This is a genomic window from Amycolatopsis sp. NPDC003861, assembly GCF_053605405.1.
The window spans coordinates 12,254-33,135 of the sequence record NZ_JBSGJD010000087.1; the positions used below are offsets into that span (position 1 = coordinate 12,254).

General features: G+C 71.8%; 23 protein-coding genes. 5 read left to right on the forward strand and 18 right to left on the reverse strand.

What is annotated here, in order from left to right:
• Window positions 1–101 precede the first annotated feature (101 nt).
• Both ACWEVN_RS22125 and ACWEVN_RS22130 read left to right on the forward strand, forming a co-directional pair.
• A complete protein-coding gene (locus tag ACWEVN_RS22125; RefSeq protein ID WP_452052527.1) occupies window positions 102–2,906 on the forward strand; it encodes a BTAD domain-containing putative transcriptional regulator in 2,805 nt (934 codons plus the stop codon).
• Between the two features lie 23 nt (window positions 2,907–2,929).
• Window positions 2,930–3,802 (forward strand): 1,4-dihydroxy-2-naphthoate polyprenyltransferase, encoded by an 873-nt coding sequence (locus ACWEVN_RS22130; RefSeq protein ID WP_452052528.1) that lies wholly within the window; start codon window positions 2,930–2,932, stop codon window positions 3,800–3,802.
• Here ACWEVN_RS22130 and ACWEVN_RS22135 read toward each other — a convergent pair.
• Genes ACWEVN_RS22135 through ACWEVN_RS22145 form a run of 3 tightly spaced genes read right to left on the reverse strand, consistent with a single transcriptional unit; the run spans window position 3,799 to window position 5,647 of the window.
• On the reverse strand, window positions 3,799–4,878 hold the full coding sequence (locus ACWEVN_RS22135) for a PLP-dependent cysteine synthase family protein (protein WP_449686993.1): 1,080 nt from the start codon (window positions 4,876–4,878) through the stop codon (window positions 3,799–3,801). The genes ACWEVN_RS22130 and ACWEVN_RS22135 overlap by 4 nt on opposite strands.
• Window positions 4,875–5,162, reverse strand: coding sequence for a DUF4229 domain-containing protein (locus tag ACWEVN_RS22140; protein WP_310967890.1), 288 nt, complete (start codon window positions 5,160–5,162; stop codon window positions 4,875–4,877). The genes ACWEVN_RS22135 and ACWEVN_RS22140 overlap by 4 nt, the downstream gene beginning before the upstream one ends.
• Window positions 5,163–5,173: 11 nt before the next feature.
• A complete protein-coding gene (locus tag ACWEVN_RS22145; protein ID WP_449686992.1) occupies window positions 5,174–5,647 on the reverse strand; it encodes an Lrp/AsnC family transcriptional regulator in 474 nt (157 codons plus the stop codon).
• Between the two features lie 276 nt (window positions 5,648–5,923).
• Between ACWEVN_RS22145 and ACWEVN_RS22150 the strand changes: the two genes are divergently transcribed.
• Both ACWEVN_RS22150 and ACWEVN_RS22155 read left to right on the forward strand, forming a co-directional pair.
• On the forward strand, window positions 5,924–6,136 hold the full coding sequence (locus ACWEVN_RS22150) for a BldC family transcriptional regulator (RefSeq protein WP_086837800.1): 213 nt from the start codon (window positions 5,924–5,926) through the stop codon (window positions 6,134–6,136).
• Window positions 6,137–6,282: 146 nt separating this feature from the next.
• A complete protein-coding gene (locus ACWEVN_RS22155; RefSeq protein WP_449658874.1) occupies window positions 6,283–6,468 on the forward strand; it encodes a hypothetical protein in 186 nt (61 codons plus the stop codon).
• A gap of 237 nt (window positions 6,469–6,705) precedes the next feature.
• Here the strand turns inward: ACWEVN_RS22155 and ACWEVN_RS22160 are convergent, their stop codons facing one another.
• From ACWEVN_RS22160 to hemL, 7 genes are all read right to left on the reverse strand, one after another.
• Window positions 6,706–8,022 carry a nucleotide-binding protein gene (locus ACWEVN_RS22160; protein WP_452052529.1) on the reverse strand — a complete coding sequence of 439 codons (1,317 nt, stop codon included), beginning with the start codon at window positions 8,020–8,022 and terminating at the stop codon, window positions 6,706–6,708.
• A 76-nt stretch (window positions 8,023–8,098) separates the two neighbouring features.
• Complete coding sequence (gene ccsB / locus ACWEVN_RS22165) at window positions 8,099–9,067, reverse strand: c-type cytochrome biogenesis protein CcsB (RefSeq protein ID WP_452052530.1); 969 nt, start codon at window positions 9,065–9,067, stop codon at window positions 8,099–8,101.
• Between the two features lie 3 nt (window positions 9,068–9,070).
• Window positions 9,071–10,663: a cytochrome c biogenesis protein ResB gene (gene resB / locus ACWEVN_RS22170; RefSeq protein ID WP_449686989.1), complete on the reverse strand. Its 1,593-nt coding sequence runs from the start codon at window positions 10,661–10,663 to the stop codon at window positions 9,071–9,073.
• Window positions 10,660–11,433: a cytochrome c biogenesis CcdA family protein gene (locus tag ACWEVN_RS22175; RefSeq protein WP_449686988.1), complete on the reverse strand. Its 774-nt coding sequence runs from the start codon at window positions 11,431–11,433 to the stop codon at window positions 10,660–10,662. Before ACWEVN_RS22175 ends, resB begins: the two co-directional genes overlap by 4 nt.
• A 119-nt stretch (window positions 11,434–11,552) precedes the next feature.
• Window positions 11,553–12,116, reverse strand: coding sequence for a redoxin domain-containing protein (locus ACWEVN_RS22180; RefSeq protein ID WP_452052531.1), 564 nt, complete (start codon window positions 12,114–12,116; stop codon window positions 11,553–11,555).
• Window positions 12,113–12,739 (reverse strand): histidine phosphatase family protein, encoded by a 627-nt coding sequence (locus ACWEVN_RS22185; protein WP_449686986.1) that lies wholly within the window; start codon window positions 12,737–12,739, stop codon window positions 12,113–12,115. Before ACWEVN_RS22185 ends, ACWEVN_RS22180 begins: the two co-directional genes overlap by 4 nt.
• A complete protein-coding gene (hemL, locus tag ACWEVN_RS22190; RefSeq protein ID WP_449686985.1) occupies window positions 12,736–14,037 on the reverse strand; it encodes a glutamate-1-semialdehyde 2,1-aminomutase in 1,302 nt (433 codons plus the stop codon). The genes ACWEVN_RS22185 and hemL overlap by 4 nt, the downstream gene beginning before the upstream one ends.
• Before the next feature lie 60 nt (window positions 14,038–14,097).
• On the opposite strand from hemL, the gene ACWEVN_RS22195 reads away from it, so the two are divergent.
• Complete coding sequence (locus tag ACWEVN_RS22195; RefSeq protein WP_452052532.1) at window positions 14,098–14,574, forward strand: TspO/MBR family protein; 477 nt, start codon at window positions 14,098–14,100, stop codon at window positions 14,572–14,574.
• On the opposite strand, the gene ACWEVN_RS22200 is transcribed toward ACWEVN_RS22195, so the two are convergent.
• The 8 genes from ACWEVN_RS22200 to hemB all read right to left on the reverse strand — a co-directional run bounded on the left by ACWEVN_RS22200 (window position 14,571) and on the right by hemB (window position 20,703).
• Window positions 14,571–15,134 (reverse strand): hypothetical protein, encoded by a 564-nt coding sequence (locus ACWEVN_RS22200; RefSeq protein ID WP_452052533.1) that lies wholly within the window; start codon window positions 15,132–15,134, stop codon window positions 14,571–14,573. The two genes, ACWEVN_RS22195 and ACWEVN_RS22200, sit on opposite strands and share 4 nt — an antisense overlap.
• Before the next feature lie 11 nt (window positions 15,135–15,145).
• A complete protein-coding gene (locus tag ACWEVN_RS22205; RefSeq protein ID WP_452052534.1) occupies window positions 15,146–16,348 on the reverse strand; it encodes an ABC transporter permease in 1,203 nt (400 codons plus the stop codon).
• Complete coding sequence (locus ACWEVN_RS22210) at window positions 16,345–17,049, reverse strand: ABC transporter ATP-binding protein (RefSeq protein WP_310967905.1); 705 nt, start codon at window positions 17,047–17,049, stop codon at window positions 16,345–16,347. Before ACWEVN_RS22210 ends, ACWEVN_RS22205 begins: the two co-directional genes overlap by 4 nt.
• Window positions 17,046–18,326, reverse strand: a complete 1,281-nt coding sequence (locus ACWEVN_RS22215) for an efflux RND transporter periplasmic adaptor subunit (protein ID WP_449686980.1) — start codon at window positions 18,324–18,326, stop codon at window positions 17,046–17,048. Before ACWEVN_RS22215 ends, ACWEVN_RS22210 begins: the two co-directional genes overlap by 4 nt.
• 62 nt (window positions 18,327–18,388) lie before the next feature.
• Window positions 18,389–18,727: a hypothetical protein gene (locus ACWEVN_RS22220; RefSeq protein ID WP_452052535.1), complete on the reverse strand. Its 339-nt coding sequence runs from the start codon at window positions 18,725–18,727 to the stop codon at window positions 18,389–18,391.
• Window positions 18,728–18,740: 13 nt separating this feature from the next.
• Window positions 18,741–19,181, reverse strand: coding sequence for a hypothetical protein (locus ACWEVN_RS22225; RefSeq protein ID WP_449686977.1), 441 nt, complete (start codon window positions 19,179–19,181; stop codon window positions 18,741–18,743).
• Window positions 19,178–19,714, reverse strand: coding sequence for a hypothetical protein (locus tag ACWEVN_RS22230; protein WP_310967909.1), 537 nt, complete (start codon window positions 19,712–19,714; stop codon window positions 19,178–19,180). The genes ACWEVN_RS22225 and ACWEVN_RS22230 overlap by 4 nt, the downstream gene beginning before the upstream one ends.
• A gap of 17 nt (window positions 19,715–19,731) precedes the next feature.
• Window positions 19,732–20,703, reverse strand: coding sequence for a porphobilinogen synthase (gene hemB, locus ACWEVN_RS22235; protein ID WP_310967910.1), 972 nt, complete (start codon window positions 20,701–20,703; stop codon window positions 19,732–19,734).
• Between the last annotated feature and the right edge of the window lie 179 nt (window positions 20,704–20,882).

The window sequence follows — 20,882 nt, forward strand, 5'->3', positions numbered from 1 at the left end:
GCCGTAAGCATCGTGGCGAAACCTTGCAGACCGCTTGAACGAGCTGGTCGAATGCGGTGCCGGCCGGGCACGGGCCCGGTGGCCGCAGGGAGGGCGCAGGGGTGGAGTTCCGGGTGCTGGGCACGATCGAAGCCCGCCAGGACGACAGGCAGGTGGAGCTCGGGCCGGTCCGGCAGCGATCGGTGCTGGCGGCGCTGCTCGCCGACGCGAACCGGCTGGTGCCGGTCGAGCAGCTGATCGACCGCGTGTGGGCGGAGAACCCGCCACTGCGGGCGCGCGACACGCTGTACAGCTACCTGTCCCGGCTGCGTGGCGTTTTGGCGGGCGGTGGCCTGGAGATCGAGCGACGCGGCGGCGGCTACTTCCTGCGCGTCGACCCCGACGCGGTCGACCTGCACCGGTTCCGCCGGCTGGTGGCCGAGGCCCGCGAGGCCGAAGACGACGAGGCCGCCGCCGGCCTCTTCGAGCAGGCCCGCGAGCTCTGGCGCGGGGAAGCGCTGGCCGACGTCGGCACCCCGTGGGCCGACGAGCTGCGCCGTGACCTGCGGGCCGAACAGTGGGCGGCGGAACTCGACCACGCCGATGTGTGCCTGCGCCAAGGCCGGCACGCCGAACTGCTGCCGGAACTGACGGCGAGGACCCGCGAGCACCCCCTGGACGAGCGGCTCGCCGGTCAGGTCGTGCTGGCCCTGTACCGCTGTGGCCGCCAGGCCGACGCCCTCGACCACTACGAGCAGCTGCGGCGACGGCTCGTCCGGGAGCTGGGCGCCGATCCCAGCCCGCCGCTGCGGGAGCTGCACCAGCGGGTCCTCCGCGGCGACCCGGACCTGACCGCGGCACCGGCGGGCACGCCGGCCGGCGCCGACGCGGTGCCGCACCACTTCCCCGCGGCGCCGCCGTCGTTCATCGGCCGCGCCGACGAGCTCGCGGCGCTCACCGCCGCGTGCCGCCCCGAGGCGGACGTGAGCCGGGTGGTCCAGATTTCCGCGCTGGCCGGCGCCGGCGGCGTCGGCAAGACCTGGCTGGTCCTGCACTGGGCGCACGCGCACCGCGACCGGTTCCCGGACGGCCGGCTGTTCGCCGACCTGCACGGGTTCTCCTCGGCCGGTGCCCCGCTCGACCCGTCCGTCGTGGTGCGCGGGTTCCTCGGCGCGCTGGGCGTCGCCCCCAGCCGCATCCCGCCCGAGCCGGACGCCCAGGTCGCGTTGTACCGGAAGCTCGTCGACGGCAAGCGGATGCTGGTCGTGCTGGACAACGCGGCGGACGCCGAGCAGGTGGTCCCGCTGCTGCCGGGCAGCCCGGCCTGCACGACCGTCGTCACCAGCCGGCGGCACCTCGCCCCGCTGATCACCCGCTACGGCGCCCGGCACCTCCAGCTCGACATCCTCAGCCACGGGGAGGCCCACGCACTGCTGGCCGAACGCCTCGGCGAGCCCCGGATCGCCGCCGAGCCGGCCGCGGCCGAAGCGCTGATCAGCCTGTGCGGGCGCTACCCGCTGGCGCTGGCCATCATGAGCCGCCACGCGCACACCCGGCCCCACATCCCGCTCGCCGAGTTCGCCGCCGAACTGCGCGACCTCGGCCTCGACGCGCTCGACCACGACGACCCCACGGTCAGCCTGCCGACGGTGCTGTCGTGGTCCCTGCGGGCCCTCACCGGCGAACAGCGCACCCTGTTCGCCCTGCTCGGCACCGCGCCCGGAGCGGACATCGGGCTGCCCGCCGCGGCCGCGCTCGCCGGTTCGCCGCCGCGGCGGACCGCCAAGGTGCTCAGCATGCTGGAGGAGGCCTCACTGCTGACCCGCCGCGCCGGCGGCCGGTACGCGATGCACGACCTCATCCGCGACTACGCCACGGCCACCGCCGAGCGGGACCTCCCGCTCGGCGAGCGTCGAGCCGCGCTGCACCGGGTGCTCGACTGCTACGCCCACACCGCGCACGCGGCCGACCACCGGGTGGACCCGCACCGCCAGGCCGTCCGGCTCGCCGCCCCCGCACCCGGCGTCGAACCCGGCTCGCCGTCCGACGATGCCGAAGCCATGGCGTGGTTCGACGCCGAGCACGCCAACCTGCTGGCCGCCCAGCACGCCGCCGCGGCCCTCGGCCGGCACGACGTCGTGTGGCACCTGGCGTGGAGCCTGCACACGTTCCAGAACCGGCGGGGGATGCTGCACGACCGGCTCGTGGTGTGGCAGGCCGCGCTGGAGGCCACCGAGCACCTGTCCGACCCGTCCGTGCACATCCGCGCCCACCGGCTGATCGGCGACGTCTTCATGTACTTCCGGCGGCACGACGAGGCGGTCGAGCACCTCGGCGAGGCCGCCGCCCTCGCCGCGAAGCACGAGGACCCGACCGAAGAGGGCCTGATCCACCACGGGCTGTCGTGGGTGTGGCAGCTGCGCGGCGACGACCGGCAGGCCCTGGCGCACGCCACCCGGGCGCTGGCGCTCTTCCGGACCCTGGGCCGGCCGGTGTGGGAGGCGCGCGAGCTCAACCAGGTGGGCTGGTTCGCCGCCCGGACCGGCGACTTCGAGACCGCGCGCAGCCACTGCACGGCCGCGCTGGCCCTCCACCGGCGGCACGGCGAATCCGACGGCGAAGCGGACACGCTCGACAGCCTCGGCTACATCGAGCACCACACCGGCCACCACGCCGCCGCGATCGGCTACTACCAGAGCGCCCTCACGGTCTACCGGGAGCGCGGCAACACCTTCCAGGTGGCCGACACCCTCAGCTGCCTCGGGCTGCCCCACGCCGCGCTCGGCCACCACGACCAGGCCCGTTCGGCGTGGCAGGAAGCGCTCGAGCTGTTCCGGCAGCAGGGCCGCACGCACGACGCCGAGCGCGTCCGGCGGGAGCTCGACGCCCTGGACGGCGCCCGGTCCGGGCTCCCCTCGGCGCACTGATCGAGATGGCGTTGAATGGCGCCATGGCGAGCTTGAGCGAGTGGATCGAAGGGGCCCGGCCGCGGACGCTGCCCAACGCGGTGGCGCCGGTGGTGGCGGGCGTCGGCGCGGCGATCGCACTGGACGCGTTCTCCTGGTGGCGTTCGGCGCTGGCGCTGCTGGTCTCGCTCTCGCTGATCGTCGGCGTCAACTACGCCAACGACTACTCCGACGGCATCCGCGGCACCGACGAGAACCGCGTCGGCCCGCTGCGGCTGGTCGGTTCGAAGGTCGCCGCCCCGAAGGCCGTGCTCACCGCCGCGCTGGTCTCGCTGGGCCTCGCCGGCGTGCTGGGGCTGGTCCTGGTGGCCGTCAGCGGCCACTGGTGGCTCCTGGGCATGGGCGCGCTGTGCATCCTCGGCGCGTGGTTCTACACCGGCGGCAAGAAGCCCTACGGCTACTACGGCTTCGGCGAGATCGCCGTTTTCGTGTTCTTCGGCCTGGCCGGCGTGCTGGGCACGGTGTACGTCCAGGCGGGCCGGGTGAGCTGGGCGGCGCTGGCCTGCGCGGTCGCGGTCGGCTGCTTCTCGACGGCCGTCCTGACGGCCAACAACCTGCGCGACATCCCGACCGACATCGAGTCCGGCAAGCGCACCCTGGCCACCCGGCTGGGTGACCAGGGCACCCGGCGGCTCTACCTGGCGCTGATCGCCGTGCCGTACGTGCTCGCGATCGTGATGGGGTTCGTCACGCGCTCGCTCGCCGCGTTGCCGCTGCTCAGCGCCCCGATGCTGTTCGGGTCGGTCAGCGCGATCCGCCACAACGCGACCGGCCGCGACCTCATCCCGGCCCTGCGCGACACCGGGCTGGCCATGCTCGTCTGGGCGGCACTGGCCGCGGTCGGCCTGAACCTTTAGAGGTCCGGGAACTTCCCGGTGGCCAGGAACTCCTCGAACAACGCCGTGTGCGGCGCGATGTCCAGGTTCTGCTGGGCCAGCCACTCGTCGTTGTAGTAGGTGTGCGCGTACCGCTCGCCGCCGTCGCACAGCAGCGTCACGACGCTGCCCGCCTGGCCGTCTTCGACCATCCGCGAGATGAGCCGGAAGGCGCCGTAGAGGTTGGTGCCCGTCGAGCCGCCGGCCCAGTGGCCGGTGCGCTCGCGCAGCAGCCGGATGGCCGCCAGCGACCCGGCGTCGGGGATCTGGAACATCTCGTCGATGACGCCGGGCACGAACGACGGCTCGCAGCGCGGCCGCCCGATGCCCTCGATCCGCGACGGCATGCCGGTGCCGTAGTCCAGCGCCCCCGTCTCCCAGGCGCCGTAGAACGACGAGTTCTCCGGGTCGACGACGCAGATCTTCGTCGTGTGGCGCTTGTAGCGGACGTACCGGCCGAAGGTCGCGCTCGTGCCGCCGGTGCCCGCGCCGACGACGATCCACTTCGGGATCGGGTGGCGTTCCGAGCGCATCTGCGCGAACACCGACTCGGCGATGTTGTTGTTGCCGCGCCAGTCCGTCGCGCGCTCGGCGTAGGTGAATTGGTCGAGGTAGTGCCCGCCGCACTCGGCCGCGAGCCGTTCCGCCTCGGGGTACATCGCCGGGGCTTCGTCGACGAAGTGGCATTCGCCGCCGTAGAACTCGATGAGCGCGACCTTCTCCTTCGACGTGCGCCGCGGCACGACGGTGATGAAGCGCAGGCCCAGCATCCGGGCGAAGTAGGCCTCGGACACCGCGGTCGAGCCGCTGGAGGCCTCGACGAGCACGGTGTCCGGCCCGATCTGGCCGTTGACCAGCCCGTAGAGGAACAACGACCGGGCCAGCCGGTGCTTCAGCGAGCCGGTCGGGTGCACCGACTCGTCCTTGAGGTACAGGTCGATGCCCCACTCTGGGGGCAGCGGGAAGACGTGCAGGTGCGTGTCGGCGCTGCGGTTGGCGTCGGCCTCGATGATCCGGACGGCCTCGCGGACCCAGCTGCGGCTGTGGAGGCGGCTCACTCGGACTGCCCGGCCGTGTCGCCGCGCAGCTGCGCGCGCAGCTCGGCGCGGGCGCGGGCCCGCTTCTCGTTGCGCTTCGCCAGCCCGGCGGTCACGCGGGCGTTGAGCGGCCGGAACAGCAGCAGGCCGAGCGGCAGCCCGACGACCAGGCCGATCAGCAGGGCGACCAGCAGCGGCACCCCGGTCAGGGACAGCGCCCACGCGATCACCCCGACCAGCACGAACCGCGCCAGTAGGTACAGCGTCAGGTCACGGGCCAGCTGCGGGGGCTTCTCGTCGCTCACACCAACGCAGGCTACGCCCCGCCCGGCCGGTCCTTCTGCAGGCCCGCGTTGTTCGGGCGGCCCTCGAACCGGGTCGAGAGCACCACGGTGGTGTTCGTCCGGCCGACGCCGGGGATGCGGCGCAGCCGGCCCAGCGTGCGTTCCAGCTCGTCGACGGTCGGCACCCGCACCTTGACGACGAACGCCTCGTCGCCGGCCACCGCGTAGCAGCTCTCGACCTCGTCGAGCTCGCCGAGCGCGTCGGCGACGTCGTCTTCGGTCGCGGTGTCGGTCGGATGGATGCCGACGAGGGCGGTGACGCCGAGGCCGACGGAGCTGGGGTCGACGACCGCGTGGTAGCCGGTGATCACGCCGGCGGCTTCCAGCTTGCCCACGCGCTCGTGCACCGACGACGCGGAGAGCCCGACGGCCCGTCCGAGGTCGGCGTAGGTGGCCCGTCCGTTGATGCGCAACGCTGCGATGATCTTCCGGTCCAACTGATCCACGGGATCACTCTATGCGGTTGGACAATCCCCCATTGGCACCACGCCTGGCCGCCGGTGGCCAAGGGAGGGACGTCTGCGCACGTCAGGTCACCGCAGGTAGTTGCCGTCCGTAAACAACCTGTCCGTTTTGACCTTTAAGGGCTCTTTACTCGGAGACAACCGTTCGAGTACCCGACGGGTGAAGTGCAACGATTGCCTTGTTGGCTACCCCGGCGCGACGGGCAGAAGGGCCCGGACGCCTCCGGTATAGCAGTGAGTTCGTTAAGGAGGCGGAAAATGACCGCGACGATGGGCGGACGCCTGCTCACCCCTGGCGAGGTGGCAGCGCTGTTCCGAGTGGACCCCAAGACGGTGACGCGGTGGGCGACCGCGGGGCGGATCGGCTCGATCCGGACCCCGGGCGGGCACCGGCGGTTCCGGGAGTCCGAGGTGAACGAGCTCCTCGCCGAGCTGACCACCGACGCCAGCGAACCGGCGCGCACCGCCTGAACCATCCGGACGTCAGGGCCGTGTCGGGTACGGGAACCACCCCGTCCCCGGCACGGCTTTCGTGCGCTACCGGGTCGGCTTCAGGCCCATCACACGGCCGGACCGGTTAACCTCGGGGGACAGGCAGCCATACGGAAGGATCCGGCATGCTCGCTCTGCTCGCGGCGGTCGGCGCGCTGGTCGTCGCCCTGCTCCTGTGGCGGTCGTTCGCCGGCCAGCGGGTCGGGGTGCCCTCGGCTCCGCGCCGCGCCCCCCTCGCCCCGGACGACGACCCCGACTTCCTGCGCCAGCTGGCCGAACAGCAGCGCAAACGCCGGGACGAAGACCTTTAGGAACCCTTTTACCTTCGCCCGCCCCAGCCCCGCGCGTCCCGGCACGCCCGTGCCCGGAGCCGGAACCCGCGTGTCCGGGCCCGTCACCCGCGTGATCCGAGCCGGATCTCGCGTGATTGAAGCCGGAACTCACGAGTTCCGGCTCCAATCACGCCGGTTCCGGCTCCAATCACGCCGGTTCCGGCTCCAATCACGCCGGTTCCGGGCTTGATCACGTGAGTTACGGCACGGGTTCGGTCAGCGGTAGCCCTGTGAGAGCGGGGTGGCGAAGCCGTCGGCGACGGTCGCCGCCAGGTCGAGGAGCGCGAGGCGGGTGTCGCCCGACAGGCGGTCCAGCTCGATCTCCGCGCCCTCCTCCAGGTGCGGGTCGAACGGGACCTTGCACACCGCGCGGACCTTCGCGCCGAAGTGGGCCGACAGCTTGTCGAGGTCGACGGAGCCGCCCTTGGGGCGGACCGAGTTGATCACCGCCACCGAGCGTTTGACCAGCTCGCCGTAGCCGTGGGCCTCGAGCCAGTCCAGGGTCGCCGAGGCGCTGCGGGCGCCGTCGACCGAGCCGGACGAGACCACGACCAGCGCGTCCGCCACGTCCAGGACGCCCTTCATCGCCGAGTGCATCAAGCCCGTCCCGCAGTCGGTGAGCACGATGTTGTAGAAGTGCTCCAGCAGGTTGACCGTGCGCCGGTAGTCGTCCTCGGAGAACGCCTCCGACACGGCCGGGTCCTGCTCGCTCGCCAGGATCTCCAGCCGGCTCGAGCCCTGCGAGGTGTACGACCGGACGTCGCTGTAGCGGGTGATGCGAGCCGCATCACGCAGCAGGTGGCGGACCGTCGCCGTCGTCTCCAGGGGGATCTTCTGCGACAGCGTGCCGCGGTCCGGGTTGGCGTCCACCGCCACCACGCGGTCACCGCGCAGGGAGGCGAACGTCGAGCCCAGCGTCGTCGTCACCGTGGTCTTGCCGACGCCGCCCTTGAGCGACAGCATCGCGATCTTGTAGCACCCGCGCAGCGGCTGGTTGACGCGGGCGATGAGCTCGCGGCGGCGGGTGTCCGCCGGGCTCTCCCCCGGGTTGACCAGCTTCCCGGTGCCGACGTAGACCGCCTTGCGCCAGCCCGACTGCGGCGGCCGCCGGGTCTGCTTGACCAGGTGCGCGGTCGACAGGTCGTGGCCGTGGCCCGGCCCGGGCTGGGGCGCCGCGTGCCGGCCGCCCTGGGGCTGCGGCAGGCCGGACGGCTGCTGCGGCGGGTACTGGGCGTTGGCCTGGTACTGCTGCGCCGGGTCGCCGTACTGCGGCTGCAGCGGCGGGAGGTTCTGGTCGTAGCCGTAGGGCATCTGGTGCGGCCCCGACACGGCCGGGTTCGGCACCTGGTGCGGGCCCGAAACCGCCGGGTTGGGCGGCGGTGCGACGGCCTGCGTCGGCTGCACGTCGAACGCCCCCGACGTCTCGGGGTGCGGGTGCGAGTCCGTCCGGTCGTCGGCGAACAGGCCGGGCTGCGGTGCCGCAGCGGCCTGTTCGGGGTGGCCAGGAGCCGATTCTTCGCTGGGTCCGGTCACCGGTGAAAACCTCCGCGCACTCCGCCTGACACACAGTCCCCCGGTGTCGACGGTAGTCGGCGGACGCGCGGGATGCTCAGCCCACCCCGGCGTAGGAGTGCAGGCCGACCGAGACGAGGTTCACGAAGAACAGGTTGAAGATCATCGCGGCGAACCCGACGATGTTGATGATCGCGGCCCGCGCGCCGCGCCAGCCCGCCGTCGCCCGCGAGTGCAGGTAGGCCGCGTAGACCACCCAGGCGATGAACGCGCAGGTCTCCTTCGGGTCCCAGCCCCAGAACCGGCCCCACGCCGACTCCGCCCAGACCGCGCCGCAGAGCACGCCGAAGGTGAACACCGGGAAGGCGAAAATGGTGGTCCGGTAGGCGATCCGGTCGAGGACGTCGGCCGCGGGCAGCTTCGGGGCGAACCGGGCGAACTTGGTGTTGTCCTTGTCGTGGGCCGCGCGGAACAGGTACAGCACGCTCGCGACGCCCGGGACCAGGAAGACGCCGGAGCCGATGATGGCCGCCGCGACGTGGATGATCAGCCAGTACGACTGCAGCGCGGGCTGCACCGGCGCCGCGGTCGTGTACAGCAGCGTGCCGTTGATGAACATCAGGATCACGACGGGCAGCAGCAGGAAGCCGGTGAGGTGCCGGACCGGGAACTTCCACAGCACGATCAGCCAGGTCAGCACCGTGATGAAGGTGACGGCCATGCCGTACTCGTACATGTTGCCCCACGGCGCGCGGTGCACGGCGAGGCCGCGCAGCACGATCGCCGTCAGCTGCAGCAGCGCGCCGAGCACGAGCAGCGCCGCGCCCATCCGGCCGATCCGCTCCGGGCGGCCGACCTCGCGCTGCGCGGCGGGGATCTCCTCGACCGGCGGGCCACCGGCGCCGACGAGCTCGCGCGCCCGCAGCTTGGCGCGCTCGGTGGCGAGCCGTCCCTTGGCGCCGAAGCCCTGCTCGACCAGGGTGAACATCAGCGCGACGACGTAGATCGCCGCGGCGGTGGTGTACAGCCAGTCGCTGTAGGTCGACAGCGTCTCGTTGATCGGCATGCCTCAGCCCTTCTGCCCACTGATCAGGCGTTCGCTGACCCGGTGGAACTCTTCGCCATACCCGGCCTGGTCGGTGCGGGCCAGCCCGGCGACCTCGATCACGGTACCCGGCTCGTCCTCGGTTCCCGGCTTCACCCGCACCCACAGCCGGCGGCGCTTGACCAGCAGTGACGCGCCGAGGCCGACGAACATCGCGATGGCGAAGCCGAGCACGAACCCCTGGGTGGGGTCGTGCGAGATCTGCAGCGAGACCCACTGGCCGACGCCGTCGAAGCGGATCTTCGTGCCGTCGTCGAGCTTGAGCTCCTCGCCGACCTTCAGGTTCTGCCGGGCGACCTTCTTCAGCCTGCCGTCGTCGACGAGCGACTGGTCGACCGAGAAGACGGACTGCCCGCGCCCGGCGTCGAGGCCCAGGTCACCGCGCAGGACGTCGACGGCGACGGCCGGGTCGTTCGCCTCCGGCGCCGACGACGTCAGGACGCTGCCGTGCAGGAACGCGGTCGGGGCGAACAGGCCGGTGATGGCCAGCTGCCGGGTCCGCCGCTGGACCTCGTCGGTGATGCCGGGCTGGTCGAACTTCGTCGCGCCCTCCGCGAGCATGGTGCCCGGGTCGACGGTGCGCCACTGGGTGTTCTGGGTGCGCTGCGAGCCGTCCGGGAAGGTGACGGTGAACTTCGGCGAGTAGCCGTGCCCGAGCAGGTAGACGCGGTCGCCGGCGGTGCGCAGCGGCGAGTTGACCTCGAGGCCGTACGGACGCCAGGTGCCCGTGTCCAGGTCCGCGCCGGACTGGTACTCGATGTTCGAGTGGTAGTAGTCCGGCTGGCCGGCGTCGGTGTAGCGGGCGGTGAAGTCGTTGACCTTCACGCAGAACGGGTTGAGGTCGGTGCCGTCGACGTCCAGGCCCGCGTTGAACGAGTCGTAGTTGTAGATGCCGGCGTTGCAGAAGGTGCTGCCGTCGGCCTGGACGATGACCTGGCCTTCGTAGCTGTAGAGCTTGCCGAGGGCGAAGAAGACGATCAGCCCGAGCATGCTGAAGTGGAAGAGCAGGTTGCCGGTCTCGCGCAGGAACCCGCGTTCGGCCGAGATGGTCCGGACGCCGCCGGCTTCCTCGCGTTCGACGCGGCGCCAGCCGGAGAGCTGCTTGTGGGCGGCGGCGACCTCGGCGGCGACGTCGGTCTTGCCCCGGCCGAGCCGGTAGTGCGGCATCCGGGCCAGGTTGCGCGGCGTCAGCACCGGCTTGGCGCGCATCGCCTTGACGTACTCGAAGCTGCGCGGGGTCAGGCAGCCGACGAGCGAGACCATCAGCAGCAGGTAGATGGCCGAGAACCAGATGCTGGAGTAGACGTCGTAGAACTCGAACTTGTCGAGCAGCGTCCCCCACCAGCCGTGCGCGGCGATGTAGTCGTCGACCTTGGGCGCGTTGAGCTTCCGCTGCGGCAGGAGCGCACCCGGCAGGGCGGCCAGGGCCAGGAGGAACAGCAGGACGAGCGCGGTCCGCATGGACGTCAGGCCGCGCCAGGTGTTGCGCAGGAAGGCGAAGGTCCGCTTGGCGGGCGTGGGGTGCGGCGTCTTGGGGGGTGCTTCGGTCGTCGTCACAGGGGCAGCCTCAGGTCGAGGGCGAGTTCGTTGCGGAGCCAGCCCATCAGATCCCCCCAGACGCCGGTGACCAGCAGGACGCCGACGATCAGCAGCAGCACCCCGCCGACGATCTGCACCTGACGGCCGTGCCGCCGCACCCAGTCGGTGGCCCGCACGGCCCACCGGGCACCGAGCGCGATGAGCAGGAACGGCAGGCCCAGGCCCAGGCAGTAGACGGCGATCAGCAGGTACCCGCGCGCCGCGGCCCCGCCGGTGGCGCTGGCCAGGGTGGTGACGGCGGACAGCGTAGGCCCGATGCAGGGCGTCCAGCCGAGGCCGAAGATGGCGCCGAGCAGCGGCGCGCCCCAGACGCCGCCGCGCGGGACGTGGTGCGAGCGCACCTCGCGCTGCAGGCGGGGGATCCAGCCGAGGAAGACGAAGGCCATGGCGATGGTGAGGACGCCGCCGATGCGCTGGAGCAGGTCCTGGTTGAGGGTGAGGGTCGCGGTCAGCCAGACGAGCGTGCCGAGGGTGGCGACGAACACGACCGTGAACCCGAGGACGAAGAGCAGGGCGGCCCCGACGACGGCCCACCGCCCGTTCTTCCGCGCTTCATCGGCCTTGACGGCGGGAGCATCGGCCCCGACGAGGGCGGCGAGGTAGGCGAGATACCCCGGGACGAGCGGCACGACGCACGGCGAGGCGAACGAGATGGCCCCGGCGAGCAGCGCAACACCCGCGGCGAGCAGCAGCGGCCCGGAGATCGCCAGCTCGGTCACGGAGTTCACCCCGTTGAGGGTAGGCAGTGAGGTCCTGGTGAGAACGCCGGGGCCGCTTCACAGGACCTCGGTCACAGCAGATCAGGACCTTCGTCCCGGCCGGCTTCCGGCCTTGGGCGCTCGCCCGATCAGGCTTCCGCGGTCAGCCGCTGGGTCACCGGGAGCAGGTCCTGGGCCAGCACCGGCCGCAGGAACACCGCCGCCACGCGGTGGTGCTTGTCCAGGATGATCGTCGACGGGATGATGTTCCTCGGGTAGCCGCTCAGCTTGAGGAGCACGCGGCCGTCCGGGTCGTAGATCGACGGGTACGTCAGCTTGCGGTCCCGCACGAAGTCCTGGGCCACCTCGCGCGACGGGTCGCGGACGTCGATGCCCACCACCTGGACGCCCTGCTTGGCCAGCGATTCCATCTCCGGCGCCTCCGTGCGGCACGGCCCGCACCACTGGCCCCACAGGTTCAGCACCACGACCTTGCCGCCGTAGTCCGCCAGCGACAGCTGCTTGCCCTCGTTCATCAGGTCTTCGCCGGCCAGGACCGGGGCCGTCTGGCGCTGGGCGACGTCGTAGGTGATGTCGACCTTGCCGCCCGGGGAGACGAAGCTGAAGCTGCTGCCCTGGACCACCGCGTCCTTGCCCGTGCTGCAGCCGGCCAGCGCGAGCGCCGCGACCAGGCCGACGACCAGCCGTTTCATGCCCCGGTCACCTTCGGGTCGGTCGCGCCCGCGGGCTCGCTGTAGACGATCTCGCGCAGCTCGTCGCCCTCGAACACCAGCGACGTCAGGGACGCCAGCGAGCACTGGCGGCGCCGCGGGTCGTGCCACAGGCGCTTGCCCTCGAGGAACCGCCGCAACGTCCAGATCGGCAGCTGGTGCGACACGCACAGCGCCTCGTGCCCGTCCGCCGCCTCCCGGGCCCGGTGGACCGCGCCGAGCATCCGGTGCGCGATCTCGAGGTACGGCTCGCCCCACGACGGCTTGAACGGGTTGACCAGCTTCGGCCAGTGCTTCGGCTCCCGCAGCGCGCCGTCGCCGACCGCCACCTGCAGGCCCTCGAACTGGTTGCCCGCCTCGATCAGCCCGTCGTCGGTCGCGATGTCGAGCCGGTGCGCGGCGGCGATCGGGGCCGCCGTCTCCTGCGCCCGCTGCAACGGCGACGCGACGACGTGCACGAGGTCGTGCCCCGCGACGGCCTCGGCGACCGTCAGCGCCTGCCGCTGCCCGCGCTCCGAGAGCCGGTAGCCGGGCAGGCGGCCGTACAGGATCTTCGTCGGGTTGTGCACTTCGCCGTGCCGCAGCATGTGGACGACGGTGGTCACTGGACGGCCCCAGCCGCCGCGCGCGCCGCCGCGGGCAGAGCCGCTTCGATCACCGAGAACGCTTCGTCGTCCATCGCCGCGTTGACGAACCAGGCCTCGTACGCGCTCGGCGGCGCGTACACGCCTCCGTCGAGCAACGCGTGGAAGAACGGCGGGAAGCGCCACGTCTCGGACGCCTGCGCGCCGACGTAGTCGCGCACCGGCTCCTCACCGAAGAACACGCTCACCAGGTTGCCCGCGTACTGGACGTTGTGCGCAACCCCGGCTTCGCTCAGCGCGGCGTGGAAGAGGTTGCCGAGGCGCTTGGCGTTGGCGTCGAGAGCCGCGTACACGGCGTGGTCGGCCGCGCGCAACGTCGCGAGGCCCGTGGCCACCGCGACCGGGTTCCCGGACAGCGTCCCGGCCTGGTAGACCGGCCCGCCCGGGGCGAGCTTGGCCATCACGTCGGCGCGGCCGCCGAAGGCAGCCGCCGGCAGCCCGCCGGACATCACCTTGCCGAACGTGTAGAGGTCGCCGGCCACCCCTTCGAGACCGAACCAGCCCGCGTGCGAGACGCGGAACCCGGTCATCACCTCGTCCATGATCAGCAGCGCGCCGTGCTCGTGGGCCAGCTCGCGCAGCCCCGCGTTGAAGCCGTCGGCGGGCGCCACCGCGCCCATGTTCCCGGCCGCCGCCTCGGTGATCACCGCGGCGATCTCGCCCGGGTTGTCCTCAAAGGACTTCCGGACGGCGTCGAGGTCGTTGTAGGGCAGCACCAGCGTGTCCGCCGCCTGCGCCCCGGTGACACCCGGCGACGTCGGCAGCCCGAGCGTCGCGACGCCGGAGCCGGCCTGGGCGAGCAGCGCGTCGACGTGACCGTGGTAACACCCGGCGAACTTCAGGATCTTCGACCGGCCGGTGAACCCGCGGGCCAGCCGGATCGCGCTCATCGTGGCCTCGGTGCCGGAGTTGACCAGCCGGACCTGCTCGACCGGCTCGACCCGGCCGATGATCTCCTCGGCCAGCTCGACCTCGCCGATCGTCGGCGTGCCGAACGAGAGCCCGGACGTCGCCGCCGTGCGCGCCGCCTCGACGACCGCCGGGTGCGCGTGGCCCAGGATCATCGGGCCCCACGAGGACACCAGGTCGACGTACCGGTTGCCGTCGGCGTCCCACAGGTGCGGGCCCTCGCCGCGGACCATGAAGCGCGGGGTCCCGCCGACCGAGTTGAACGCCCGCACCGGCGAGTTCACCCCGCCCGGAATGGCCGTCTTCGCGCGGTCGAACCATGCCTTGGACTGCTCGGTTCCAGTGCTCACCGGTCCAGTGTCCCAAACCCGCATAAGATGGCGGGCAGCCGCCCGGGAGGGGAACAGCCGGTGACCGAACGCGCCCCGCACCGCAACCAGTGGCTGATGCTGGCCGGGTTCGCGGGGGTCGTCGCGGTGGTGGCCGTGGTCGGCGCCCTGGCGGCGACGTCGGCGCGCGAGGTCTACGCGCAGCTCGAGCAGCCGTCGTGGGCCGCGCCCCCGTCCCTGTTCGGTCCGGTGTGGACGGTGCTCTACGTCACCATCGCGGTGGCCGGCTGGCTGTACTGGCGGACCGACGGCGAGACGCGCGGGTTCGCCGCGTACGGCATCGGCCTGCTGTTCAACCTGCTCTGGACACCGCTGTTCTTCGAGAGCGGCGCGGCCCGGGTCGCACTGGCCGACATCGTGCTGCTGGACGTCGTCGTGGTGGTGACGATCGTCCTGTTCGGCCACCGGTCGAAGGTCGCCGCCGCGCTCCTGGTGCCCTACCTCGCCTGGATCCTCTACGCGACGGCGCTCAACGCCGCGATCGTCGTCCTCAACTAGCGCGCGGCCTGCTGGGTGATGGCCTGCGCGGCCACCGTCCCGTCGCTGCCGGCCTGGCCCTGGACGACGACCGTCGCCCCCGGCTTGAGGTCCGCCAGCTTGCCCTGCTGGGTCACCCCGACCGTGGTCGAGTCCGATGTGGACACCTTGACGTCGTCGCCCTGCGCGGTCTTGACGTACACCGTGGTGCCGTCGACGCGGTCGACCGTGCCGGTGGTGCCGCGGCCGCCCGCGCCGCGGAAGCCGCCGCCCTGCTGGCCGGCGCCCGCTTGCTGGCCGGTCCTGGCCTGCGTGCCGCCGGCGGTCCCGCTCGGGCGCGCCGGCGTGGCCGAGCCGAACGCGGCGTGCGTCCAGGCCCCGCCGCCGAACGCGATCGCGAAGGCGACGAGCCCGGCGAGCACCAGCGTGGTGCGGGAGAACGGCTTCGCGGCGCGGCGCATTTCGGCGTTGAGGTCGCCGTCGACGGCCGGGCTGGCGACGATCTGTTCCGCGGTCGGCTCAACGGCGGGGAGGATTGCCGTCGGCTCGTCCCCCGGCGGGGTCGTCGTGTGGGTGGACATGCGAAGACTCCTTATTCGTGACGCAGGGCGTCGATGGGCCTCAGCTTGGCGGCCCGGTTCGCCGGGAAGCTGCCGAAGAACAGCCCGATCAGGGCGGATACCGCGAAGGCGAGCAGGATCGACGAGGGCACCACGACGGGTTTGATCCCGGAGATGGTGAACCGGCTGCCGACCAGCCCGATCGCGACGCCGAGCAGCCCGCCGAACAGGCTGAGCATGGTCGCTTCGGCGAGGAACTGGCCGAGGATGGCCGCGCGCGGGGCGCCGATGGCCTTCCGGATGCCGATCTCGCGGATCCGCTCGGTGACCGTGACGAGCATGATGTTCGTGACGCCGATCCCGCCGACCAGCAGGGAGATCGCCGCGACGGCGGCCAGCAGCACGGTGAACGTCTCGGTCGCCGACGTCCGGGTCGCGAGCAGCTGTTCGGAGTTCTGGATCTGGTAGTCCGGGGTGCCGCCGAGCCGGATGCCGTGGCGGGCGTTGAGGATGGCGGTGATCTCGGACTGGGCGAGGGAGACGGAGTCGGCGCTGGTGGCCTGGACGGCGATCTGGCTGAGGCTGCCGTACCCGGCCAGGGAGTTCTGGACCGCCGAGATCGGCGCGATGGCGACGTCGTCGGCGTTCTGCAGGCCGGTGCTGCCCTTGGCCTGCAGCACCCCGATCACGGTGAACTGGATGCTGTTCAGCAGCACGTTCTTGCCGACCGGGTCGGCCGTCCCGAAGATCGACTCCGCGGTCGTCGGGCCGAGCACGACGACCTTCCGCGCGGCCGTGACGTCCTCGCTGGTGAACAGCTGACCTTGGGCGAGCTCGCGGTTGGTCGTGGTGAAGTACGCCGGTTCGGTGCCGGCGACGCTGGAGATGTCGTAGGACGTCTGCCCGTAGGTCGCGGTCGCCGTCGTGTTGACCACCGGCGAGGCGGCCTTGACGTCGGGGGCGCCGACGGGGTCGACGAGCGCGTGCGCGTCCTGGACGGTCAGCGGCCGCGCGGTGGCGCCCTGGCCGCCGCCGCGGGCCGGGGAGACGTTGACGACGTTGGTGCCGAGGCCCTGGATGCTGGCCGCGATCGCCGCCGACGCGCCGTTGCCCACCGCGACCAGCAGGATCACCGCGGCGACGCCGATGGTGATGCCGAGCGTGGTCAGCGCCGAGCGCAGCTTGTTCGCAGTGAGCCCGCGCACGGCGAACCGCAGGATTTCGAGCAGGTTCACGAGACCGCCCCCACCGCGCGCGTGACCTCGTCGGACACGATCAGCCCGTCGTCGACCCGGACGACGCGGTGCGCGTGCTCGGCGACCTCGTCTTCGTGGGTGATGACGACGATCGTGCGGCCGAGGGCGTTGAGCCGGTCGAAGACGCCGAGGACGTCCTCGGTGCTGCGCCGGTCGAGGTTGCCGGTGGGCTCGTCGGCCAGCAGCATCGCCGGGCCGGTGACGAGCGCCCGCGCCACGGCGACGCGCTGGATCTGGCCGCCGGAGAGCTCACTGGGCAGGTGCTTGGCCCGGTCGGACAGCCCGACCATGTCGAGCGCGGCGAGCGCGCGCCGGCGTCGCTCCGAGCGGCGCAGTCCACTGTAGACGAGCGGAAGCTCCACATTGGACAAAGCCGACGTCCGGGGCACCAGGTTGAAGGACTGGAAGATGAAGCCGATCTTCCGGTTGCGCAGCAACGCCAGCTGCCGTTCGTTCAGCTTCCCGACGCCGAACCCGTCCAGGAGGTACCGGCCGGACGTCGGCACGTCGAGGCAGCCCAGCATGTTCAGCAGGGTGGACTTCCCCGAGCCGGACGCGCCCATGATCGCGACGTACTCGCCGGGCCACACGGTGAGGTCGACGCCGCGCAGCGCGTGCACGGCGGTCTCGCCGGCGCCGTAGGTCTTGCGCAGTCCGGAGACCGCGATCACCGGGTTCACCCGCGGCCGCCGAAACCGCCGCCGGCGCCGGTGCCGCGCTGGCCGCCGCCCGGGAACCCGCCGGTCCCGCCGCCGGGGAACCCGCCGGTACCGCCGGTGCGCCCGGCGCCGCCGGTGGTCCCGGTCGAGGCCGTCGCGGTCAGCACGACGTTCTCGCCCTCGGTCAGCCCGGAGGTGATCTGGACGGTCGACTCGCCGCGCAGCCCGACCTGCACCTGGCGCGTGACGTTCTGCCCGTTTTCCTGCACGGTGACGAGGTTGGTGCTGCCGACGGTCTGCACGGCCGCGGCCGGCACGCTGAGCGCGTCGTCCGCCTCGGCGACGGTGATCACCACGCTCGCCGACTGGCCGGGCCGCAGCCCGTCCGGCGGATTGGCCAGAGCCAGCTGCGCGCCGTAGGAGACGACGCTGCCGCTGGTGGTCGGGGTCAGGTTGATGCTCGACACGGTGGCCTGGATCGGCTTGTCCGGCAGCGCGTTGAGCGTCACCGTGGCCTTCTGGCCCGCCTTGACCTTGCTGACGTCGATTTCCGCGACGGAGGTGTTGACGACCAGGCCGGTCAGGTTCGTGATGGTGATGAACCCGGAGCTGCTGCCGGACGACGAAGACGCGGCGGAGCTGGAGTTCGACGAGCCTTGACCGCCCTGGCCGCTGCCGCTGCTGCTCGACGACTGCGCCGTCGCCGTGGAGCCGCTGGAGGACTGCTGCCCGACGGTGCCGTTGACCGCGGTGACCGTGCCGGCGCCGGGCGCGTACAGCACGGTGTTGTCGAGCGCCTGCTGGGCGGTTTGGACGTCCAGCTCGGCCTGGTCGAGCTTCGCCTGCGCGGAGGTGACGTTGTTGGCCGCGCTGGTCTGGGCGTTCTGGCTGTTCTGCCCGGTGGCCGGCGTGGCTTCGGCGGTTTCCGCGGTGTCCAGGCCGTCCTGCGCGACGGCGAGGTTCGCCTTCGCGACCTGAAGCTGCTTCGACGCCTGGGTGCTGTCGACGGTGGCGAGCTTCTGCCCGGCGCTGACGACGTCACCGACCTTGACGTCGATCGAGGTGACCTTGCCGGCCGTCGCGAAGTTCGCCGCGCCGGTGTAGCTGCTGGCGAGCGTCCCGGCGGCGGAGACGGTCTCGGTGACCGTCGCCCGGCGGACCGGGGTGCTGCGCGACTGCGCCTGCGCCGAGCTCGGTTCGGGGCTGAATGCCTGGTATATCCCGAATCCCGCCCCGGCCAGCAGTACGACCAGAGCTCCGTTGATCACCCATGCCTTCGAGGCACGCACGCGCGTCATGCGGCAACTTTGGTGCGGGTGCTTAGCAATTGACTGTTCGTTGCCTGTGCGCGAGCTGTGTATCAGGCCTTCGGCTTGGGGCTCCGGGCACGGATGGCGAGCGCGAGCTGACGCACCGCGTCGACGAGCAGCAGAGCGGCCACGGTCCCGAGCCCGATGGCGGCGGCCAGCAGGCCCCCGAAGTACCGGTGCGACTCGAGCACGGCGCCGTCGTCGGTCCGCGTGACGACGGTGGCGACGCTGTCGTGCCAGCACAGGTAGGCCACCCACCCGGCGAGAACGGCAAGCACGACCTCCACGACGGCGACGAGCGTCCGCCACGGTTTGTGCAGCCTCGCGGGCGGGCCGGCTTCTTCCGGCGGCCAGAGCTCGGCCCCGGTGGGCTGCGGAAGGTCGATCACGAGGTCGATTTTCTCATGCTTCCCGCGGCGTCGCCCGGACGAGCCGGTCCAGCGCGTCCCGCAGGGCCTCGACGTCCTTCGCCCACGCCAGCACCACCGTGCCGTCCGCCAGTTCGACCGGCAGCGAGTCGTACTTCCGCGGCACCGACCAGCCGCCGCCGAGGACCCGCGCGCCCACCGGCGCCCCGACGTCCGTCACTGAGGCCACCTGAGACGCGGGCACCTTCTCCCGGCCCTGGCGCAGCTGCTCGGTCGTCACCTCCAGTGAGAGGAACCGGCGCCGGGCGTACACCCACGGCATCGTGATCACGCACAGCGCGAACCCGACCAGCAGCCAGCCCACCACGTGCACCGGGCCGCCCGTGGCCAGCTCCGCCAGCGCGCCCACCACGGCGAACGCCGGGCCCCAGCCGATCGCCGCCCAGCTCACGCCGGATTCGGCGTACAGCCTCACAGCTTCTTGCCGACCTTGGGGAAGTAGCCGCTCACCGACGGCAGGTACAGCAGCACCAGCGCGATCACGAACAGCAGCACCGCGACCAGCGTCAGGTACGTCAGCACCGGCGCGAACGTGAAGATCAGCAGCACCATCACGATCGGCAGCACGGTCAGCACCGTCCGGGCCGAGCGGGTGCCTTCGCGGGCCTTGTACGCGAACAGCAGGAACAGCAGCGTGAACACGATCGACCCGACGAGCAGGAACCACAGCATCGCCGTGACGCCGTCCGCGATCATCTGCGGCGTGATCTTCGGGTCCTTGGTGCCCTCGACGTACCGGTCGATGACCGCGGACTTGCCGGCCATCAGCTGGACGTACCCGAGGATCAGCACCACCCCGCCGGCCAGCCACAACCAGAACGACACGGCCACCGGGCGCGGCGGAGTCGCCTTGGGCGCCTTCTCGCCGGGGAGCACCGGATCTGGCGAGCGGCCCTGCTTGCGCCGTTCGTCGTCGGTCAGACCGGTCAGGTCGTCGTTCTCTGCCACGCGAGGACTCTAACGGGTCAGTCCAGCCAGGCAGCGGCTTCCGCGGCCCAGTAGGTGAGGATCATGTCCGCGCCCGCGCGGCGGATCGACGTCAGCACCTCGAGAACCGTCCGCTCGCGGTCGAGCCAGCCGTTCGCCGCGGCGGCCTCGACCATCGCGTACTCGCCCGAGATGTTGTACGCCGCCACCGGGACCGGGGAGATGTCCGCCGCCGCCTTGATCACGTCCAGGTAGGCCAGCGCCGGCTTGACCATGATCATGTCCGCGCCCTCGGCGAGGTCCAGCTCGATCTCGCGCAGCGCCTCGCGGCCGTTGCCCGGGTCCTGCTGGTAAGTCTTGCGGTCGCCCTTGAGCTGCGAGTCGACGGCCTCGCGGAAGGGGCCGTAGAACGCGCTGGCGTACTTCGCGGAGTAGGCGAGGATCGCCGCGTCCTTGTGGCCGACCTCGTCGAGCGCCCGGCGGATGACGCCGATCTGGCCGTCCATCATCCCGGACGGCCCGAGCACGTGCGCCCCGGCTTCGACCTGCGCGATCGCCATCTGGGCGTAGATCCGCAGGGTGGCGTCGTTGTCGACCCCACCGTCGGCGTCCAGGACGCCGCAGTGGCCGTGGTCGGTGAACTCGTCGAGGCAGGTGTCGGCCATCAGCACGGTGGCGTCGCCCAGTTCGTGGCGCAGGTCGCGCAGGGCGACGTTGAGGATGCCCTTCTCGTCGACCGCGCCGGAGCCCTCGGCGTCGCGCGTGGCCGGGATGCCGAACAGCATGAGGCCGCCGACCCCGGCGTTGACCGCGTCGACGGCGGCCTTCCGCAGCGTGTCGCGCGTGTGCTGGACGACGCCGGGCATGCTCGAGATCGGCCGCGGCGCGTCGATCCCCTCGGCGACGAACATCGGGAGGATCAGCTGGCGTGGCCGCAGTGTCGTTTCGCCCACCAGCCTGCGCATGGCCGGGGTGGTGCGAAGCCTGCGGGGACGATGCTCGGGGAACACCCTTACCAAGTTACTCCCGCGGCTTTTGCCGGAGTTCCGCAAGGGTGCTGAGCGGTCTTCCGCTGCGCCGAACGCACGAGTCCCGACCGGCCGTGCCAAAGCGCCCCAATGTGGCGTTGGTTGCGTCCGACGCACCCAATGTGGCGTTCGGTGGGCTGGACGCACCGAACGCAACAATG